Annotated in this window: 13 protein-coding genes; 7 read left to right on the forward strand and 6 right to left on the reverse strand. The window is 73.8% G+C overall.

All coding sequences use genetic code 11. The annotated features are described in order from the left end of the window. Window positions 1-11: 11 nt before the first annotated feature. Complete coding sequence (locus LTT61_RS26130) at window positions 12-386, reverse strand: hypothetical protein (RefSeq protein ID WP_233016671.1); 375 nt, start codon at window positions 384-386, stop codon at window positions 12-14. Window positions 387-777: 391 nt separating this feature from the next. Between LTT61_RS26130 and LTT61_RS26135 the strand changes: the two genes are divergently transcribed. Together LTT61_RS26135 and LTT61_RS26140 are read left to right on the forward strand one after the other, a co-directional pair. Further along, entirely contained in the window at window positions 778-1110 is a 333-nt protein-coding gene (locus LTT61_RS26135) for a hypothetical protein (RefSeq protein ID WP_233016672.1), read from the forward strand. A gap of 10 nt (window positions 1111-1120) precedes the next feature. After that, window positions 1121-2563, forward strand: a complete 1443-nt coding sequence (locus LTT61_RS26140; RefSeq protein ID WP_233016673.1) for an RNB domain-containing ribonuclease — start codon at window positions 1121-1123, stop codon at window positions 2561-2563. A 100-nt stretch (window positions 2564-2663) separates the two neighbouring features. Here the strand turns inward: LTT61_RS26140 and LTT61_RS26145 are convergent, their stop codons facing one another. The 4 genes from LTT61_RS26145 to panB all read right to left on the reverse strand — a co-directional run bounded on the left by LTT61_RS26145 (window position 2664) and on the right by panB (window position 5991). Then, window positions 2664-3647, reverse strand: a complete 984-nt coding sequence (locus LTT61_RS26145) for a CHAD domain-containing protein (protein WP_233016674.1) — start codon at window positions 3645-3647, stop codon at window positions 2664-2666. Further along, complete coding sequence (pip, locus tag LTT61_RS26150; protein WP_233016675.1) at window positions 3644-4609, reverse strand: prolyl aminopeptidase; 966 nt, start codon at window positions 4607-4609, stop codon at window positions 3644-3646. The genes LTT61_RS26145 and pip overlap by 4 nt, the downstream gene beginning before the upstream one ends. Beyond that, window positions 4609-5064 carry a hypothetical protein gene (locus LTT61_RS26155; protein ID WP_233016676.1) on the reverse strand — a complete coding sequence of 152 codons (456 nt, stop codon included), beginning with the start codon at window positions 5062-5064 and terminating at the stop codon, window positions 4609-4611. The genes pip and LTT61_RS26155 overlap by 1 nt, the downstream gene beginning before the upstream one ends. Window positions 5065-5133: 69 nt before the next feature. Beyond that, window positions 5134-5991 carry a 3-methyl-2-oxobutanoate hydroxymethyltransferase gene (gene panB / locus LTT61_RS26160; protein ID WP_233016677.1) on the reverse strand — a complete coding sequence of 286 codons (858 nt, stop codon included), beginning with the start codon at window positions 5989-5991 and terminating at the stop codon, window positions 5134-5136. A gap of 197 nt (window positions 5992-6188) precedes the next feature. Between panB and LTT61_RS26165 the strand changes: the two genes are divergently transcribed. From LTT61_RS26165 to LTT61_RS26185, 5 genes are all read left to right on the forward strand, one after another. Beyond that, window positions 6189-7781 carry an alpha/beta hydrolase gene (locus LTT61_RS26165; RefSeq protein WP_233016678.1) on the forward strand — a complete coding sequence of 531 codons (1593 nt, stop codon included), beginning with the start codon at window positions 6189-6191 and terminating at the stop codon, window positions 7779-7781. A 111-nt stretch (window positions 7782-7892) separates the two neighbouring features. Further along, the gene (glnA, locus tag LTT61_RS26170) at window positions 7893-9233 is read left to right on the forward strand and encodes a type I glutamate--ammonia ligase (RefSeq protein ID WP_233016679.1); all 1341 of its coding nucleotides are present in this window, start codon (window positions 7893-7895) and stop codon (window positions 9231-9233) included. 19 nt (window positions 9234-9252) lie between these two features. After that, window positions 9253-12264: a bifunctional [glutamine synthetase] adenylyltransferase/[glutamine synthetase]-adenylyl-L-tyrosine phosphorylase gene (locus LTT61_RS26175; protein WP_233016680.1), complete on the forward strand. Its 3012-nt coding sequence runs from the start codon at window positions 9253-9255 to the stop codon at window positions 12262-12264. A gap of 190 nt (window positions 12265-12454) precedes the next feature. Then, entirely contained in the window at window positions 12455-13594 is a 1140-nt protein-coding gene (locus LTT61_RS26180) for an endonuclease/exonuclease/phosphatase family protein (protein ID WP_233016681.1), read from the forward strand. Between the two features lie 73 nt (window positions 13595-13667). Then, window positions 13668-15107 (forward strand): metallopeptidase, encoded by a 1440-nt coding sequence (locus LTT61_RS26185; RefSeq protein WP_233016682.1) that lies wholly within the window; start codon window positions 13668-13670, stop codon window positions 15105-15107. Here LTT61_RS26185 and LTT61_RS26190 read toward each other — a convergent pair. Then, window positions 15104-15979, reverse strand: a complete 876-nt coding sequence (locus LTT61_RS26190) for an alpha/beta hydrolase (protein ID WP_233016683.1) — start codon at window positions 15977-15979, stop codon at window positions 15104-15106. The genes LTT61_RS26185 and LTT61_RS26190 overlap by 4 nt on opposite strands. Window positions 15980-15989 lie beyond the last annotated feature (10 nt).

Below are 15989 nucleotides of genomic sequence, written 5' to 3' on the forward strand. Positions count from 1 at the left end.
CCGCGGTCGGCTCAGCACATCATTTTGATCATCTGGAAGATGGCGGCGGCCTCCTCGGGGCTCCCCTTCGTGCCGTTCGCCGCCACCCGGTCCGCCACCGAGGCCCGCACGTCGGCCTCCGGCTTGCCCGCCCTGATGTCGGCGCAGGTCTGGTTGAGCGTATTGCTCAGCGCGGCGTCGTCCTTGCCGCTCGCCAGGGCCGGGAAGGCGCTGCGGAAGCTGACCACGAAGGTGCCCGCCTTGACGGCGTCGACGACCTGCGGGGCCGAGGTGGCCGCGGCGGAGCTGGAGCCGGCCGGGGCGGCGGCATCGTCCCCGCCGCACCCGGCCAGAACCAGGGCGAGGGCGGTGGCACAGGCCGCGACGGCGGCATTCGTTCTGATCACGGGCGGGATGCTAGCGGCCCGGAAACGACGACGCCTCCCGTCCGGAATGAACGGGAGGCGACGAAAAGGGGTGGTGAGACGGGTCTCACACCGGAGCGACCACGAACACCTGCGCCCAGTAGGCCGCCTGATCCGGGCCGAGGACGGGCAGGAGGTAATCGAAGAGAATCGTGGACATGCGGCGGCAACTCCCGTGGATCGACTGCGTTCGAACGCCAGCCACCGTACCCGAGCACGGCCATTCGGTGGCCGGATGGTGACCTCTCCGTGACTGGCGGATGCCGTGATCGGCGTCATAGAGTGATGCCCGTTGGCAGGCCCTGCGCCGGGTGTTCGCCGGGCAGCTCCGGGCCGTTTCATCTCCGATTCGTGGGAAGCAGGTTCCATCTCTATGCGGGTAGTTCGTTCTCTGGTCGCCGGTGCGCTGATCGCCGGTGCCGCTTCGGTTTTCGCCGCTCTCGGGGCCGGTTCGGCCGGTGCCGTCGCGGTGACCCCGCTGCCGGGTGGGGTGCAGGTCGACCTCAGCCCGGCCGACACCGCGTTCGTGGCCCAGAACAATGTCGGTCGTGCTATCGCCGGGTTGCCGCACCCGTCGGCCGCCTCGTTCGGCGAGGCCCTCGACGCGGCGGCCGACGTCTCCACGCAGGTGCCGAACGGGCGCGTCACCTTCACGGTCTACGGGCCGCTGAACGAGCTCAGCGGCACCATGCTGGCGCTGCAGTAGCGTCTGCTCCGTGGAACTCCATCGGCGGATCCGCTCCGCACCGGCCGGGTTCGGCGCCGTTCGCGCCGAATTCGACCTCCCGACGGGGTACCCGGACGCGGCGGTCACGGAGGCCCGCGACGCGATCGACGCGTTCGCGGGCCTTCGCCGCGACCGGACCGACCTCGCCTTCGTCACCATCGATCCCCCCGGCGCCATGGACCTGGACCAGGCCGTGCACCTGACCCGCGGCGCCACCGGCTTCACCCTGCACTACGCCATCGCCGACGTGGCCGCTGTGGTCCGGCCGGACGGCGCGCTCGCCGCGGAGACCCGCTCCCGCGGCCAGACCTACTACCTGCCCGACGGCACCGTCCCGCTGCACCCGCCGGTGCTCTCCGAGGGCGCCGCCAGCCTGCTGCCCGACGTGGACCGGCCCGTCGCGCTGTGGACCGTCGAGCTGGACGAGCACGCCGCTCCGCGGAGCTACCGCGTCGAGCGCGCCCTGATCCGGTCCCGCGCCCGCCTCGACTACGCAGGCGTGCAGGCCGCCGCCGACGCCGGGACGCTGCCCGCCGCGATCGCCGGGCTGCCCGAGTTCGGCGCGCTCCGCATCGAGGCCGGGCTGGAGCGCGGCGCCATCGCGCTGCGGCTGCCCGCGCAGAGCGTCGTCGCGGACGACGGCGTCAGCGGGCACTGGAAGCTGGAGCTGGAGCCGCGCACCGCCGCCGACGACTGGAACGAGCAGGTCTTGCTGCTGGTCGGGATGTGCGCCGCGCGCATCATGCTGGACTCGCCGGAGCCGGTCGGCCTGCTGCGCACCATGCCGGCGCCGCCGGACTCCGCGGTCGCCGCCATGCGCCGCACCGCCGCCGCGCTCGGCGTCGCCTGGCCCGCCGAGCAGCCGGTGGGCCGGATGCTGGCCGGGCTCGACCCGAACACCCCGGCCGGGCTGGTGCTCAACTCCGAGGCGACGACGCTGCTGCGCGGCGCCGCCTACACCGTCTTCGGGGTGGGCGCCGAGCCCGCCGCGCCACCCGCCGACCCGGACCACAGCGGCCTCGGCGCGCCGTACGCGCACGTCACCGCGCCGCTGCGCCGGCTCTCCGACCGCTTCACTACCGAAATCTGCCTGGCCCGCTGCGCGGGCACCGATATACCGGACTGGGTGCACACCGGATTGACCGAAGCCGCCAATGCCATGAAACGCAGCGACAGCGTGGCGAACAAGGTGGACCGTGCCTGCGTCGACCTGACGGAGGCGGCTCTGCTCGCGCCCCGGATCGGCGCCGAGTTCGACGCGGTGGTGCTGCGCGAAGCGGCGGGCGCCAAGCCCGCCGAGATCTTCGTCGCCGATCCGCCGATCCTCGCCCCCTGCACCGGGGAGCCGCCGGAGGGGGCGCGGGTCGGGGTTCGGCTGATCGTGGCTGATCCGGCGGCCCGCCAGGTGCGGTTCGGCTACCCGGCCCCCTGAGACGCCGCGACGGCGGGCCCCGGCCCGAGCTGTGCCGTTGCCGAGGAACGGTTTTCGCCGCCGCCGCCGGGGGCAGGGTGACGGTGCGCCGGAGTGGCGCCTACTCGGCGCGTACGGCGGGGCCGCTGCCGTTGCGGCCGGCGGCCGCGACCTTCTCGCGCGCCACAGCGGCCTTCTTCGGCTCCGGAGCGGGCTCGGGGGCCCGCACGTGCCCGTGCTTCTTCAGCTTCGCCAGCGCGTCCGGGTACTTGGTCAGCGCCTTGCGGGCCGCCTTCTTCTCCGCCTTCGCGAGCTCGACGTAGATCCGCCGGGAACCACCGTCGGCCTCGGCCTCGCCCGCCCGCACCAGGATCGCGTCCCGCGACTCCACCGCGTCCCGGTGGTCGCCGAGCACCGTCTGCACCCGCTTGGCCCGATCCCCGGCCGCGGCCGCCTCGGCGCCGAGGCTCTCGGTGGCCGCCTCACACGAGTACCGCAGCCGCTTGGCAGCCTTGCGGATGTCGTGCAGCAGCTCGACCCGCTCCGCGCCGGAGACGGAGTCCAGCTTGCCCGCCCTCTTGGTGAGCCGCTTGCGGTCGGCGCGCAGGATCCCCTCGAACACCTGCGGCGCGGGCAGCTGGGCGCGGGTGGGCAGCAGCGGCGGCGACTCGCGCCAGAGCGCCAGCTCGGTGTGCAGATCGGCGTAGCGCTCACCGTCCAGCGCCGCCAGCACGGCGGCGTGCGCGGCGGCGTAGCGAGCCCGCTCGGCCCGGACCAGCCGGGTGCCGAGCGCGTCCCTGCGCACCGTGCCGCGCCGGGAGTGCGCCGCGACGAGCCCGGCGAACCGCTCGGCGCGCACCTCGGCGTCGCGGGCCTCGCCGAGCACCCCGGCCAGCCACTTCAGCTCGGCGCCGAGCTCGGCGGCGGGCTCGGCCTCGAAGAGGCTCCCGTAGGAGCGGAGCACGCTGCGCAGGCGGCGGGTGGCGACCCGCATCTGGTGCACCGAGTCCGGTGCGTCCGCCCGCACGTCCGGCTCGGCGGCGAGCAGGCGGTCGGTGTCCTCGCCCAGCGCGGTGACGGCGGCGGCTCCGGCGGTGGCGGTCATGGGGATTCCTTCGCGAAGAAGTCGGTCGCCTCGACGAGGCGATGGACGGTACCCGGTTCGGCGGCCGCGTGTCCCGCGTCGTCGACCACGTGCAGCACCGAGCCGGGCCAGGCCCGGTGCAGCTCCCACGCGCTGGTCGCCGGGCACACCACGTCGTGTCTGCCCTGGACGATCACGCCCGGAACGCCCGCCAGCGCGCCGATGTCGCGCAGCAGCTGCCCCTCGTCGAGGAAGCCGCCGTGGCGGAAGTAGTGGTTCTCGATCCGCGCGAACGCCAGCGCGAACCGCGGTTCGGCTGTCTCGGCGACCCGATCCGGCTGCGGCAGCAGCGAACTGGTCGCGCCCTCCCAGGTGGACCAGGCGACCGCGGCCCGCAGCGCCGGCTCCTCGTCCGGGGAGTGCAGCAGCCGGTGATAGGCCTCGACCAGGTCGCCGTCGCGGTCGGATTCCGGCACGGGTGCCAGGAACCGTTCCCACTCCTCGGGGTAGATGTACCCGGCGGAGCCGTTGTAATACCAGTCGATCTCCTTCCTGCGGAGCAGGAAGATGCCGCGCAGCACCAGCTCGGTGACGCGCTCCGGGTACCGCTGCGCGTAGGCGAGCGCCAGCGTCGACCCCCAGGACCCGCCGAAGACCTGCCAGCGCTCGATGCCGAGCCGGGCGCGCAGCGCCTCGATGTCGGCGATCAGGTGCGGCGTGGTGTTCACCGCGAGATCGGCGCCGTCGGCGACGTGCGGCGTCGAGCGCCCGCAGCCGCGCTGGTCGAAGAGCACGATGCGATATGCCGCCGGGTCGAAGAACCGCCGGTGGAACGGCGCCGTTCCGCCGCCCGGCCCGCCGTGCAGGAATACCACCGGTTTGCCCGCGGGGTTCCCGCTCACCTCCCAGTACAGCTGCTGGCCGTCGCCGACGGCGAGCAGGCCGCTGTCGTGCGGGGTGATCGGCGGGTAGACGGCGCGCATCAGAAGGCGATCCCCGCGGCCAGGTTCGGCAGCCCGAGCGCCTCGATCGCCTGCTGGTGCACGTCGGGGCAGGCACCGGTGAGCGTGCGGTCGACCACGGCCTTGTCCGCGAGCACCTGCCCGTTGATGCCGCCGTTGCGCAGCGCCCACTCGTGCACGAGCGCGTTCAGCCCGATCCGGCCCAGCGTCGGGCCCTGCACCCGGAAGTTGGAGAGCTCGGGGCGCAGCATGTCGCACAGGTCGGTGGCGGCCGCGTCCGGGACGGTGAGCGGGGCGGCCGCGCCCGGCGTGGTCGCCGGGCCGGTGCTGCGGGTGGTGCTGCCCGGCGCGCTGGTGGTGCTGCCCGCGCTGCCGGTCGGGGCGGGTGTCGTTCCCCCGCAGGCGGTCAGCGCGACCGCGCCGAACAGGGCGGCGGCGAGCAGCGCGCTACGGGACATCCAACGGGGGAGCGGCATCGGAACCTCTGTGTCGATCGGGTGATTCGGGTGCCCCCGAGTCTGCCACCCCCGCCCGCCGAGCTCCGCTCAGAAGGTGTGCTCCGGCGCGGGGAACGTGCCCCGCCGCACCTCGTCGGCGTACCCGGCGGCGGCATCGCGCAGCGCGTCGCCGACCGCGCCGAAGCGCTTCACGAACTTCGCCGTCTTCCCGCTGGTGAACCCGGCCATGTCCTGCCAGACCAGCACCTGGGCGTCGCACTCGACCCCGGCGCCGATGCCGACGGTCGGAATGGTGAGTTTGCGGGTGACCTGCCCGGCCAGCTCGGCCGGGACCATCTCCATCACCACGGCGAAGGCGCCGGCCTCCTGGACCGCGATGGCGTCGGCGATCAGCTGCTCGGCGCCGTCGCCGCGGCCCTGCACCCGGAAGCCGCCGAGCGTGTTCACGCTCTGCGGGGTGAAGCCGATGTGCGCCATGACCGGGATCCCGGCCGCGGTGATGTGCGCGATCTGGTCGGCGACCCGCTCGCCGCCCTCCAGCTTCACCGCGTGCGCCTGCCCCTCCTTGAGAAAGCGGGTGGCGGTGGCCAGCGCCTGCTGCGCCGATGACTCGTAGCTGCCGAAGGGCAGGTCGGCGACGACCAGCGCGCTCGGCGCGCCGCGGACGACGCCGCGGACCAGCGGGATCAGCTCGTCGGCGGTGATCGGGACGGTGGTGTCGTAGCCGTAGACGACGTTCGCCGCGGAGTCACCGACCAGCAGCACCGGGATGCCTGCCTCCTCGAAGAGCCGGGCCGTCGAGTAGTCGTAGGCGGTCAGCATGGACCACTTCTCGCCCGCGGTCTTCATCTGGGCGAGGTGCTGGACGCGGGTCTTGCGGCGGGTGGGGGCTGAGGCGCCCACGGCTGCGCCGTAGGCAGGGGTTTCGGCACCGGATACGGACATCGTCGTCCCTTTCGTCGATTCCTCGAGGCCCGTTCAGGGTCCCCGGGTTGGGTGACACAGTCAGTGTGCCACCGCACCCGGGGGTGGTACAGCCGCCTTCGCCGGTGCGATCGATCACAGGACCGGCGCCGGGCCCGCGGCGCGCGAGACTCGCCGCGATAGCGACCCGGTCGCCCGGTTCTGCCAGGATCGTCGGTATGCGATCGGTGCGCGGGCGGCGGGACAGCGGGACGGCCGGAGGGCCGGTGCGCGGCGGCGGGCCCGCGCGGGCACTCGGGACGGCGGCGGCGCTGCTCGCACTCGCCGCGGCGGCCGTGACCGGCTGCACGATCGACCGGAGCGAGCCGGTGGCGCTGCCACCCGCCCCCACCGGCCTGGAGCGCTTCTACGACCAGCGCCCCGAGTGGCAGCCCTGCGCCGATTTCGGCGGCGCGGACGACACCTTCGCGCCGAACGCCGAGTGCGCCCGGATCGAGGTCCCCGTCGACTACGCCGACCCGGGCGGCCCGACCGCGAAGATCGCGCTCTCCCGGGTGCCCGCGAGCGGGAAGAAGATCGGCTCGCTGCTGCTCAACCCCGGCGGCCCCGGCGTCTCCGGGCTCACCATGACCGGCGTCGGCTCCGGCACCCCGCTGGCCGAGCGGTTCGACCGGGTCGGCTTCGACCCGCGCGGGGTCGGGGCGTCGCAGCCGGTGATCGCCTGCCTGACCCCGCGCGAGGCGGACGCCGAGCGCGCCGAGCCGCCCACCGACAACGACCCGGCCGGGATCGCCGCCGCCGAGGCCGACAACCGGGACTACGCCGGGCGCTGCGCCGAGCGCACCGGCACCGGCTTCCTCGAGCACGTCGGCACCCGCGAGGTGGTGCAGGACATGGACGTCATCCGCGCCGTGCTCGGCGACCCGAAGCTCAGCTACCTCGGCTACTCCTACGGCACCCGGCTCGGCGCGGCGTACGCGGAGAAGTTCCCGGACCGGGTGCGCGCGCTCGTCCTCGACGCCGCGGTCGACCCGGCCAGCGACCCGGTGGCCGAATCGCTGCGCCAGGCCGCCGGCTTCCAGCTGGCCTTCGACGGCTACGCCGCGCAGTGCACCGCGGACCCGGAGTGCCCGCTCGGCACCGACCGCGCCGCCGCGGTGACCCGCTTCCGCGCCCTGGTCGACCCGCTGGCCGAGCGCCCCGCCGCCACCACCGACACCCGCGGCCTCAGCTACAACGACGCCATCACCGGCGTGCAGCAGGCGCTCTACACCGACGACCTGTGGCAGGTGCTCACCCTCGGCCTGGACGAGCTGCGCGACGGCCGCGGCGACACCCTGCTGCAGCTCGCCGACATGTACGACGGCAGGCGCGAGGACGGCAGCTACGACAACACCCAGGACGCCTTCAACGCCATCCGCTGCGTGGATGACCCGCGGATCACCGATCCCGCGGTCGCGGGCAGGCAGGACACCGAGTTCCGGGTCGCCGCGCCGTTCCTCGACGACGGCCGCGGCACCGGCGCCGCGCCGCTCGAGCTCTGCGCGGCCTGGCCGGTGCCGAACTCGGGCAACCCGCACCGGATCGACCCGCCCGGGCTGCCGAAGACGGTGGTCGTCTCCACCACCGAGGACCCGGCGACGCCGTACCAGGCCGGGGTCGAGCTGGCCGCCCAGCTGGACGCCGCGCTCATCACCTACCGCGGCAACCGGCACACGGTGGCACTGGTCGCGGGCGTGCAGTGTGTGGACCGGGCGGTGGTGGAGTACCTGGTGAACCTGACCGAGCCGGCGCCCGGGCTCACCTGCTGAGCAGCTCACAGCGGCCGCGCGCGGGCTGTGCGCTCTGTACCGAATGAAGCCGTAGCGAACTCGTGCCCGCATGTAACACGGATTTAACGCCGGGTGCTTACGCTCGCCACCATGGATCGCCAGAAGGAATTCGTGCTGCGTACCCTCGAGGAACGCGACATCCGATTCGTGCGGCTCTGGTTCACCGACGTGCTCGGTTACCTGAAATCCGTGGCGATCGCCCCGGCCGAACTCGAGGGCGCCTTCGAAGAGGGTATCGGGTTCGACGGCTCGGCGATCGAGGGCTTCGCCCGGGTCTCCGAGGCCGACATGGTCGCCCGCCCGGATCCCTCCACCTTCCAGGTGCTGCCCTGGGCCTCCAGCAAGGGCCACCAGCACTCCGCGCGGATGTTCTGCGACATCACCATGCCGGACGGCTCGCCCTCCTGGGCCGACCCGAGGCACGTGCTGCGCCGCCAGCTGAACAAGGCGGGCGACGTCGGCTTCAGCTGCTACGTGCACCCGGAGATCGAGTTCTTCCTGCTGAAGAACGGCCCGGCGGACGGCAGCGACCCGACCCCGGCCGACTCCGGCGGCTTCTTCGACCAGGCGGTGCACGACTCGGCGCCGAACTTCCGCAGGCACGCGATCGACGCGCTGGAGTCGATGGGCATCTCGGTGGAGTTCAGCCACCACGAGGGCGCGCCCGGCCAGCAGGAGATCGACCTGCGCTACGCCGACGCGCTCTCCATGGCCGACAACGTGATGACCTTCCGCTACCTCATCAAGGAGGTGGCGATCGACGAGGGCGTCCGCGCGACCTTCATGCCCAAGCCGTTCTCGGAGTACCCGGGCTCGGCCATGCACACCCACATGAGCCTGTTCGAGGGCGAGGCCAACGCCTTCCACGACCCCGACGACTCGCAGAACCTCTCCGCCACCGCGCGCGCCTTCATCGCCGGCATCCTGGAGCACGCGCCGGAGATCAGCGCCGTCACCAACCAGTGGGTGAACTCCTACAAGCGGCTGATCCACGGCGGCGAGGCGCCGACCGCGGCCTCCTGGGGCCGGTCGAACCGCTCCGCGCTGGTCCGGGTGCCGATGTACACGCCGAACAAGTCGTCCTCGCGCCGGGTCGAGATCCGCAGCCCCGACTCCGCCTGCAACCCGTACCTGACCTTCGCGGTGCTGCTCGCGGCCGGGCTGCGCGGCATCGAGAAGGGGTACACGCTTCCGCCGGAGGCCGAGGACGATGTCTGGTCGCTGACCAGGGCCGAGCGGCGCGCCATGGGCTTCCGCGAGCTGCCGGGCACGCTGGACGAGGCGCTGGCCGCGATGGAGAAGTCCGAGCTGGTCGCGGAGGCGCTGGGCGAGCACGTCTTCGACTTCTTCCTGCGCAACAAGCGCCGGGAGTGGGCGGGCTACCGGAGTCAGGTCACGCCGTGGGAGCTGCGCGAGTACCTGGGGCTCTAGACGCTGTAGTTTTGGCGGTATGGTTCGGCCCCCGACAGCGCGCTCCGCAGTTCCCGGCGTCGGACGGCTCGGCTTGCTGGAGCCGAACGCCGCCGCGAACCTGCGCGAGCTGGCCTGGGACAACGTGGAGAGCATCCCGGTGCTCTGGGCGCTCTCCCGCGCGCCCGACGCCGACCTGGCGCTGACCACCCTGATGCGGCTGCGCGAGGAGCTCGGAACCGGCTGGGCCGAGCTGGATTCCGCGCTGCGCTCGGACAAGTCGCTGCGCGGCAGGCTCTTCGCGCTGCTCGGCGCCTCCAGCGCGCTCGGCGACCACCTGGTCGCCGACCCGTCGGCCTGGCCGGAGCTGCGCCGGAAGGAGCTGCCGAGCGCCGAGCAGCTGCGCGCCGAGCTGCTCGCCGTCGTCGAGGCCGAGCCGGAGCGGGGCCCGGCCGCCGGGCCGCTGGTCTTCCGGGCCGGGAAGAGCGGGCCGGAGGTCGTTCCGCTGCTGCGCAAGCGGTACCGCGACCAGCTCATGCTGCTCGCCGCGCAGGACCTGGCCGCCACCGTGGAGAACGAGCCGGTGCTGCCCTACGAGGTGGTCGGCAGGCAGCTCGCCGACATGGCCGACGCCGCGCTCACCGCGGCGCTCGCGGTCGCGATCGCGCGGGTCTGCAGGGACGCGCCGCTCGAGGTCAGGCTGGCGGTGATCGCCATGGGCAAGACCGGGGCCCGCGAGCTCAACTACGTCAGCGACGTCGACGTGCTCTTCGTCGCCGAGCCCGCCGACGCCACCGCCACCCGGCTCGCCGCCGAGCTGATGACCGTCGGCGGCACCGCCTTCTTCGAGGTGGACGCGGCGCTGCGGCCGGAGGGCAAGGCCGGTGCGCTGGTGCGCACCCTGGACTCGCACCTCGCCTACTACAAGCGCTGGGCCCGCACCTGGGAGTTCCAGGCGCTGCTCAAGAACCGCCCGGCCACGGGCGATCTGGAGCTCGGCCTCGCCTACCGGGACGCGCTCCTGCCGATGGTGTGGACCGCCTCCGAGCGCCCCGACTTCGTCGCCGACGTGCGCGCCATGCGCCGCCGGGTGGAGGACCTGGTCCCCGCCGACATGCGCGAGCGCGAGCTCAAGCTCGGCCACGGCAGCCTGCGCGACGTGGAGTTCGCGGTGCAGCTGCTGCAGCTCGTGCACGGCCGGGTGGACGAGGCGCTGCACGTGCAGAACACCACCGAGGCGCTGGCGGTGCTGGCCGATCGCGGCTACATCGGCCGCGACGACGCCGCCAACCTCACCGCCTCCTACGAGTTCCTCCGGCTGCTCGAGCACCGGCTGCAGCTGCAGCGGCTCAAGCGCACGCACACGCTGCCCGCCGGCGACGACGAGGAGGGGCTGCGCTGGCTGGCCCGCGCCGCGCACGTGCGCCCGGACGGCAGGCTGGACGCGGGCGGGGTGCTGGTCGCCGAGATCCGGCGCAACACCCTGCGGGTGCGCAGGCTGCACGCCAAGCTCTTCTACCGCCCGCTGCTGGAATCGGTGGCGCGGCTGGACTCGGACGCGCTGCGGCTCAGCCCGGAGGCGGCGGTCAGGCAGCTGGCCGCGCTCGGCTACGCCGAGCCGGCGCATGCCCTCGGCCACCTGCGCGCGCTCACCGGCGGGGTCGCGCGCAAGGGCCGGATCCAGACGCTGCTGCTGCCGACGCTGCTGGAGTGGCTTGGCGACACCCCGAACCCGGACGCCGGGCTGCTCGCCTACCGCCGGGTCTCCGAGGCACTGGACGAGCAGACCTGGTTCCTGCGCGAGCTGCGCGACGAGGGCGCGGTGGCGCAGCGGCTGATGATCGTGCTCGGCTCCTCGGCCTACCTGCCCGACCTGCTGATCAACGCGCCGGAGACGATCCGGCTCTACGCCGACGGCCCGCAGGGGCCGCTGCTCTGCCGCACCCAGCCGGACGAGGTCGCGCGCGGCATCCTCACCGCCGCCGCCCGCTACGACGACGCGAACCGCGCCGTCGCCGCGGCCCGCTCGCTGCGCAGGCACGAGCTGGCCAGGGTGGCCTCGGCCGATCTGCTCGGGCTGCTCGACGTACCGCAGGTGTGCCGGGCGCTCTCCTCGGTGTGGGTGGCGGTGCTGGAGGCGTCGCTGCTCGCGGTGATCCGCGCCGACGAGGTGGAGTCGGGGGAGCCCGCGCCCGCCGACTTCGCGGTGATCGGCATGGGCAGGCTCGGCGGCATGGAGCTCGGGTACGGCTCCGACGCCGACGTGCTCTTCGTCTGCGACCCGCGCCCCGGCGTCGACGAGACCAAGGCCGTGAAGTGGGCCAACTCGGTGGCCGACCGGCTGCAGAAGCTGCTCGGCGCGCCCAGCACCGACCCGCCGCTGCAGGTGGACGCCGGGCTGCGGCCGGAGGGGCGGAACGGGCCGCTGGTGCGCACCCTCGCCGCCTACGCCGCCTACTACCGGCAGTGGTCGCAGCCCTGGGAGATGCAGGCGCTGCTCCGCGCCCACCAGGTCGCGGGCGACCAGGAGCTCGGCGTGCGCTTCCTGCACGTCGTCGACGACGTGCGCTACCCGAAGGGCGGCGTCTCCGCGGACGCGGTACGCGAGATCAGGCGGATCAAGGCGCGGGTCGACTCCGAGCGGCTGCCCCGCGGCGCCGACCCGGCCACGCACACCAAGCTCGGCCGCGGCGGGCTCGCCGACATCGAGTGGACCGTGCAGCTGCTGCAGCTGCGGCACGCGCACGAGGTACTCGGGCTGCACAACACCTCGACGCTGCAGTCGCTGGACGTCATCGAGGAGACCGGGCTGCTCGGCGCCGACGACGTCGCGCTGCTGCGCGACGCCTGGATCACCGCGACCGCCGCCCGCAACGCGCTGGTCCTGGTCCGCGGCAAGCCCAGCGACCAGCTGCCCGGGCCCGGCCCGCTGCTCTCCGCCGTCGCGAAGGTGGCCGGCTGGCCCACCGACGACGGCGGCGAGTTCCTCGATAACTACCTGCGCGTCACCCGGCGGGCGAAGGCCGTGGTGGAGCGGGTCTTCGGCGGCTGACGCCGCCACCGCCCCGGCGGGCACGGTGCTCTCCGGCTCGCCGGAGCACTGCCCGGCGGTGTCGTACCGCAGTCCGCATCGCCGGAAGCCGGGGCCGAACTGCGGGCCGCGCCGCAGCCCGCATCGCCGGGAAGCCGGGGCCGGATCGCGGGCCGCGCTGTCGATCGGCCGCCCGGGTAGGCTCGCCCGCATGGAGCGCGCACCCGATACGGGCCGCGATCCCCGGGGGGCCGAGCCGAGCCGTGGCCCGGGGTCGAGGCAGACCAGCACCGCCGAGCAGCCGACGGCTCGCTTCGATTCCCCGGCGCGCCCCGGCGCCGCCGAGCAGCCGACCGCCCGCAGCGGTACCGGCGACCCGGCCACCCCGACCGGTGCCGCACGCGGCCCGCGCCGGTGGTGGCAGCACCTGAGCTCGGTGCTCGGCTGGCTCGCGGTCGCCGTCGCACTGCTCGGCATCGCCCTGCACTACGGGATCTCGCAACGCTTCTCGGCGGTGCTGCTCGCCTCCTTCGCCCCCTACCTGATGCTCGGCGCGGTACTCGCGCTCCTGTTCTTCGCGGTCGCGCGCCGCTACCGCTCCGGCGCGCTCGCCCTCGCGGTGCTGGCGGGGGCGTTCTGGACCCAGCTCCCGCTCTTCGTCGCCGACGGCCACGCGGGCAACGGCCCGCCGCTCACCGTGCTGCAGTCGAACCTGCTCTTCGGCGGCGCCGACGCCGACACCGTCCGCGCGGTGGTGCGCGAGGAGCGGGTCGACGTGCTCACCGCGCAGGAACTCACCCTGGACGCCGTCGCCCGCCTGGACGCCGCCGGGCTCGCCGAAGACCTGCCCTACCGCTACCTGGAGGCGGGCACCGGGGGTGGCGGCAGCGGCATCTACAGCCGCTACCCGATCCGCGACGAGCGCCGCTTCGACGGCTTCGAGATGGCCAACCTCGGCGTCACCGTCGACCACCCCGAGCTCGGCCCGATCCAGGTGCTCAACTTCCACCCCATGCCGCCCCCGCTCGACTTCGGCGCCTGGACCGCCGAAATGGCCCGCACCGAGCAGATTCTCGCCGCAGGCACCGGCCCGGTCGTCGTCGGCGCCGACTTCAACGCCACCCGCGACCACACCGCCTTCCGCGCGCTGCTCGGCGGGCGCTTCGCCGACGCCGCCGAACTCGCGGGCGCCGGACCGCAGCTCACCTTCCCCGCCGACCGCGCCTGGGGCCCGCTGATCGGCATCGATCACGTCCTGCTCGCGGGCGGCACCGCCGAATCGGTGCGCACCCTGACCGTCCCGCGCTCCGACCACCGCGCCGTCCTCGCCCGGATCCGGCTGGACGACTGAGGCGATACGCCACCGCCGCCGCCTGCGATTAGCATGTGAACGCTCGACGGTGCTTTCCGGGGAGGACAACCGAATGCGAACGACCCTGCCGCGGCTCTGCGCCGCCATCCTGGCGACCGGGCTGCTGCTCACCGGCTGCGCGGGCGGCTTCACCAACGACAAGCCGCGCGCCGCGACGGCCGCCGAGAATCCCTGGCAGATCGCGGGTTCCACCTCGAGCACCGGCCCGAGCGGCCCGCGCGACAACGTGCCGAACAGCTCGAGGACCGCGGAGAACGGCGACGGCGGCGCCATGGACACGCTCGCCATGAACGCGCTCACCGATGTCGAGAGTTTCTGGCGGGCCGAGTGGCCCAAGCACTTCGACGGCGCCTTCGCCCCGGTCGCGAGGATCATCTCCTGGGACGCCACCGCGCCGAAGAACCAGGCCGTCGAGTTCTGCGCCGAGGACACCTACCAGTTCGTGAACGCCGCGTACTGCGGCCGCGACCACTCGATCGGCTGGGACCGCGGCATCCTGCTGCCCGAGCTGGTGAAGAGCTTCGACGACATGGCCGTCGTCATGGTGCTCGCGCACGAGTACGGCCACGCCGTGCAGGGCCAGGCGAAGATGTCGAACCGGGCCACCCCGACCCTGGTCCAGGAGCAGCAGGCGGACTGCCTGGCCGGCGCCTTCCTGCGCTACGTCGCCGAGGGCGATTCCGCGCACTTCACGCTGAACACCACCGACGGCCTGAACGCGGTGCTCGGCGCCACCGTCGCGGTGCGCGACCGCGATCCGAACGACCCGGACAACGTGCACGGCACCGCCTTCGAGCGGATCACCGCCGTCCAGGTCGGCTACACCGACGGCGTGGCAGGCTGCACCCGGATCGACCGGGCCGAGATCGAGGCGCGCCGCGGCAGCCTCCCGGTCACCTTCGAGTACGGCGAGGAGGAGGGCCAGCTCCCCGTCGACCGGGAATCGCTGACCAGCATGGCCACCGCGCTCGGCCGGATCATGCCGCTGTCGTCGGCGCCGGAGTTCGACTACTCCGGCGTCGGCCGGAGCTGCGCGGGCGCGGTGCCGACCGAGCCGGTGAGCTACTGCCCGGACACCGACACGATCGGCTCCGACGTCGCCGACCTGGCCGAGCGCGGCGGCCCGAAGCCGGGCGAGGACGCGCCGCTCTCGGCCATCGTCACCGGCGACTACAACGCCTTCGTCGCGTTCGTCTCCCGCTACACCCTCGCGGTGCAGCGCGACCGCGGCATGTCGCTGACCGGCGCGGAGAGCGCCGGGCTGCGCACCGCCTGCCTCTCCGGCGCGGTCACCACCGCGCTGAGCAGGGAGGGGAGCGATCCCCGGCTCTCCGCGGGCGACCTGGACGAGGCGGTCTCCGGGCTGCTCGCCGACGGATTCGTGGCGAGCGACGTCGACGGCGCGGTGGTGCCGAGCGGCTTCGCCCGGCTGGAGGCGTTCCGGCTCGGGGTGCTCGACGGCGAGCAGTCCTGCTACACCCGCTTCGCCTAGGCCGACGGGCGCGCGGGGGCGCTGCGCGCCCGCAGCCACCCCGACAGATCGGCGAAGACGGCGTCGCGCTCCGGCTCGTTGAACACCTCGTGGTAGAGGCCGTCGTACCGGAGGACGCACTTGTCCGTCGAGGTCACGCGCTGATCGAGCAGGTCGGCGCTGGAGGGGGCGGCGATGGTGTCGCCGGTGCCGTGCAGCACGAGCAGCGGCTGGTCGACCCGGCCCAGCCTGCCCTTGAGCCGCTCGGCGGTGTCCATGATCTCCACCGCGGTGCGCGCGGGCAGCTTGCCGCGGAAGACCAGCGGGTCCTCGTCGTAGCGGCGCACCACCTCGGGGTCGCGGCTGATGTCGGCGGAGTCCAGCTGCAGCACGCCGAGCCCGGGCAGCGCCCTGGTGAGCAGCGGGGCGAGCAGCCGCTGCACCGGGTTGCCGAGCGGGATGTCCAGCGGCGGCGCGGAGAGCACCACCCCGGCCAGCTCCGGGGCGGTGCCCCTGGTGAGCAGGTGCAGCACCACCAGGCTGCCCATCGAGTGGCCGAGCAGGAAGCGCGGCGCGCGCGGGTGCGCGGCGGTGGCCCGGTCCAGCAGGGTGGCCACGTTGTCCGCGGCGGCCTCCATCGAGCCGATGTTCGCGGTGCCCGCCCCGGCGGAGCCGCCGTGGCCGATGTGGTCGAAGGTGTAGACAGCGAAGCCGTGGCAGCTGAGGTGCTCGGCCAGCTCGGCGTAGCGCCCGGCGTGCTCGGCGACGCCGTGTACCAGGATCACCACTCCGCGCGGGTCGCCACCCGGCTGCCGGGTGTACCAGGCCACCCGCCCGCCGCTGCCGTCGAAGGTGCCGCTCTCGGGAAAGCCGTTCGTGGTGAAGCCGGCCATCGCTGTGCTC

Origin of the sequence: Nocardia asteroides (assembly GCF_021183625.1) — a bacterium.
GTDB classification, from domain to species: Bacteria; Actinomycetota; Actinomycetes; order Mycobacteriales; family Mycobacteriaceae; genus Nocardia; species Nocardia asteroides_A.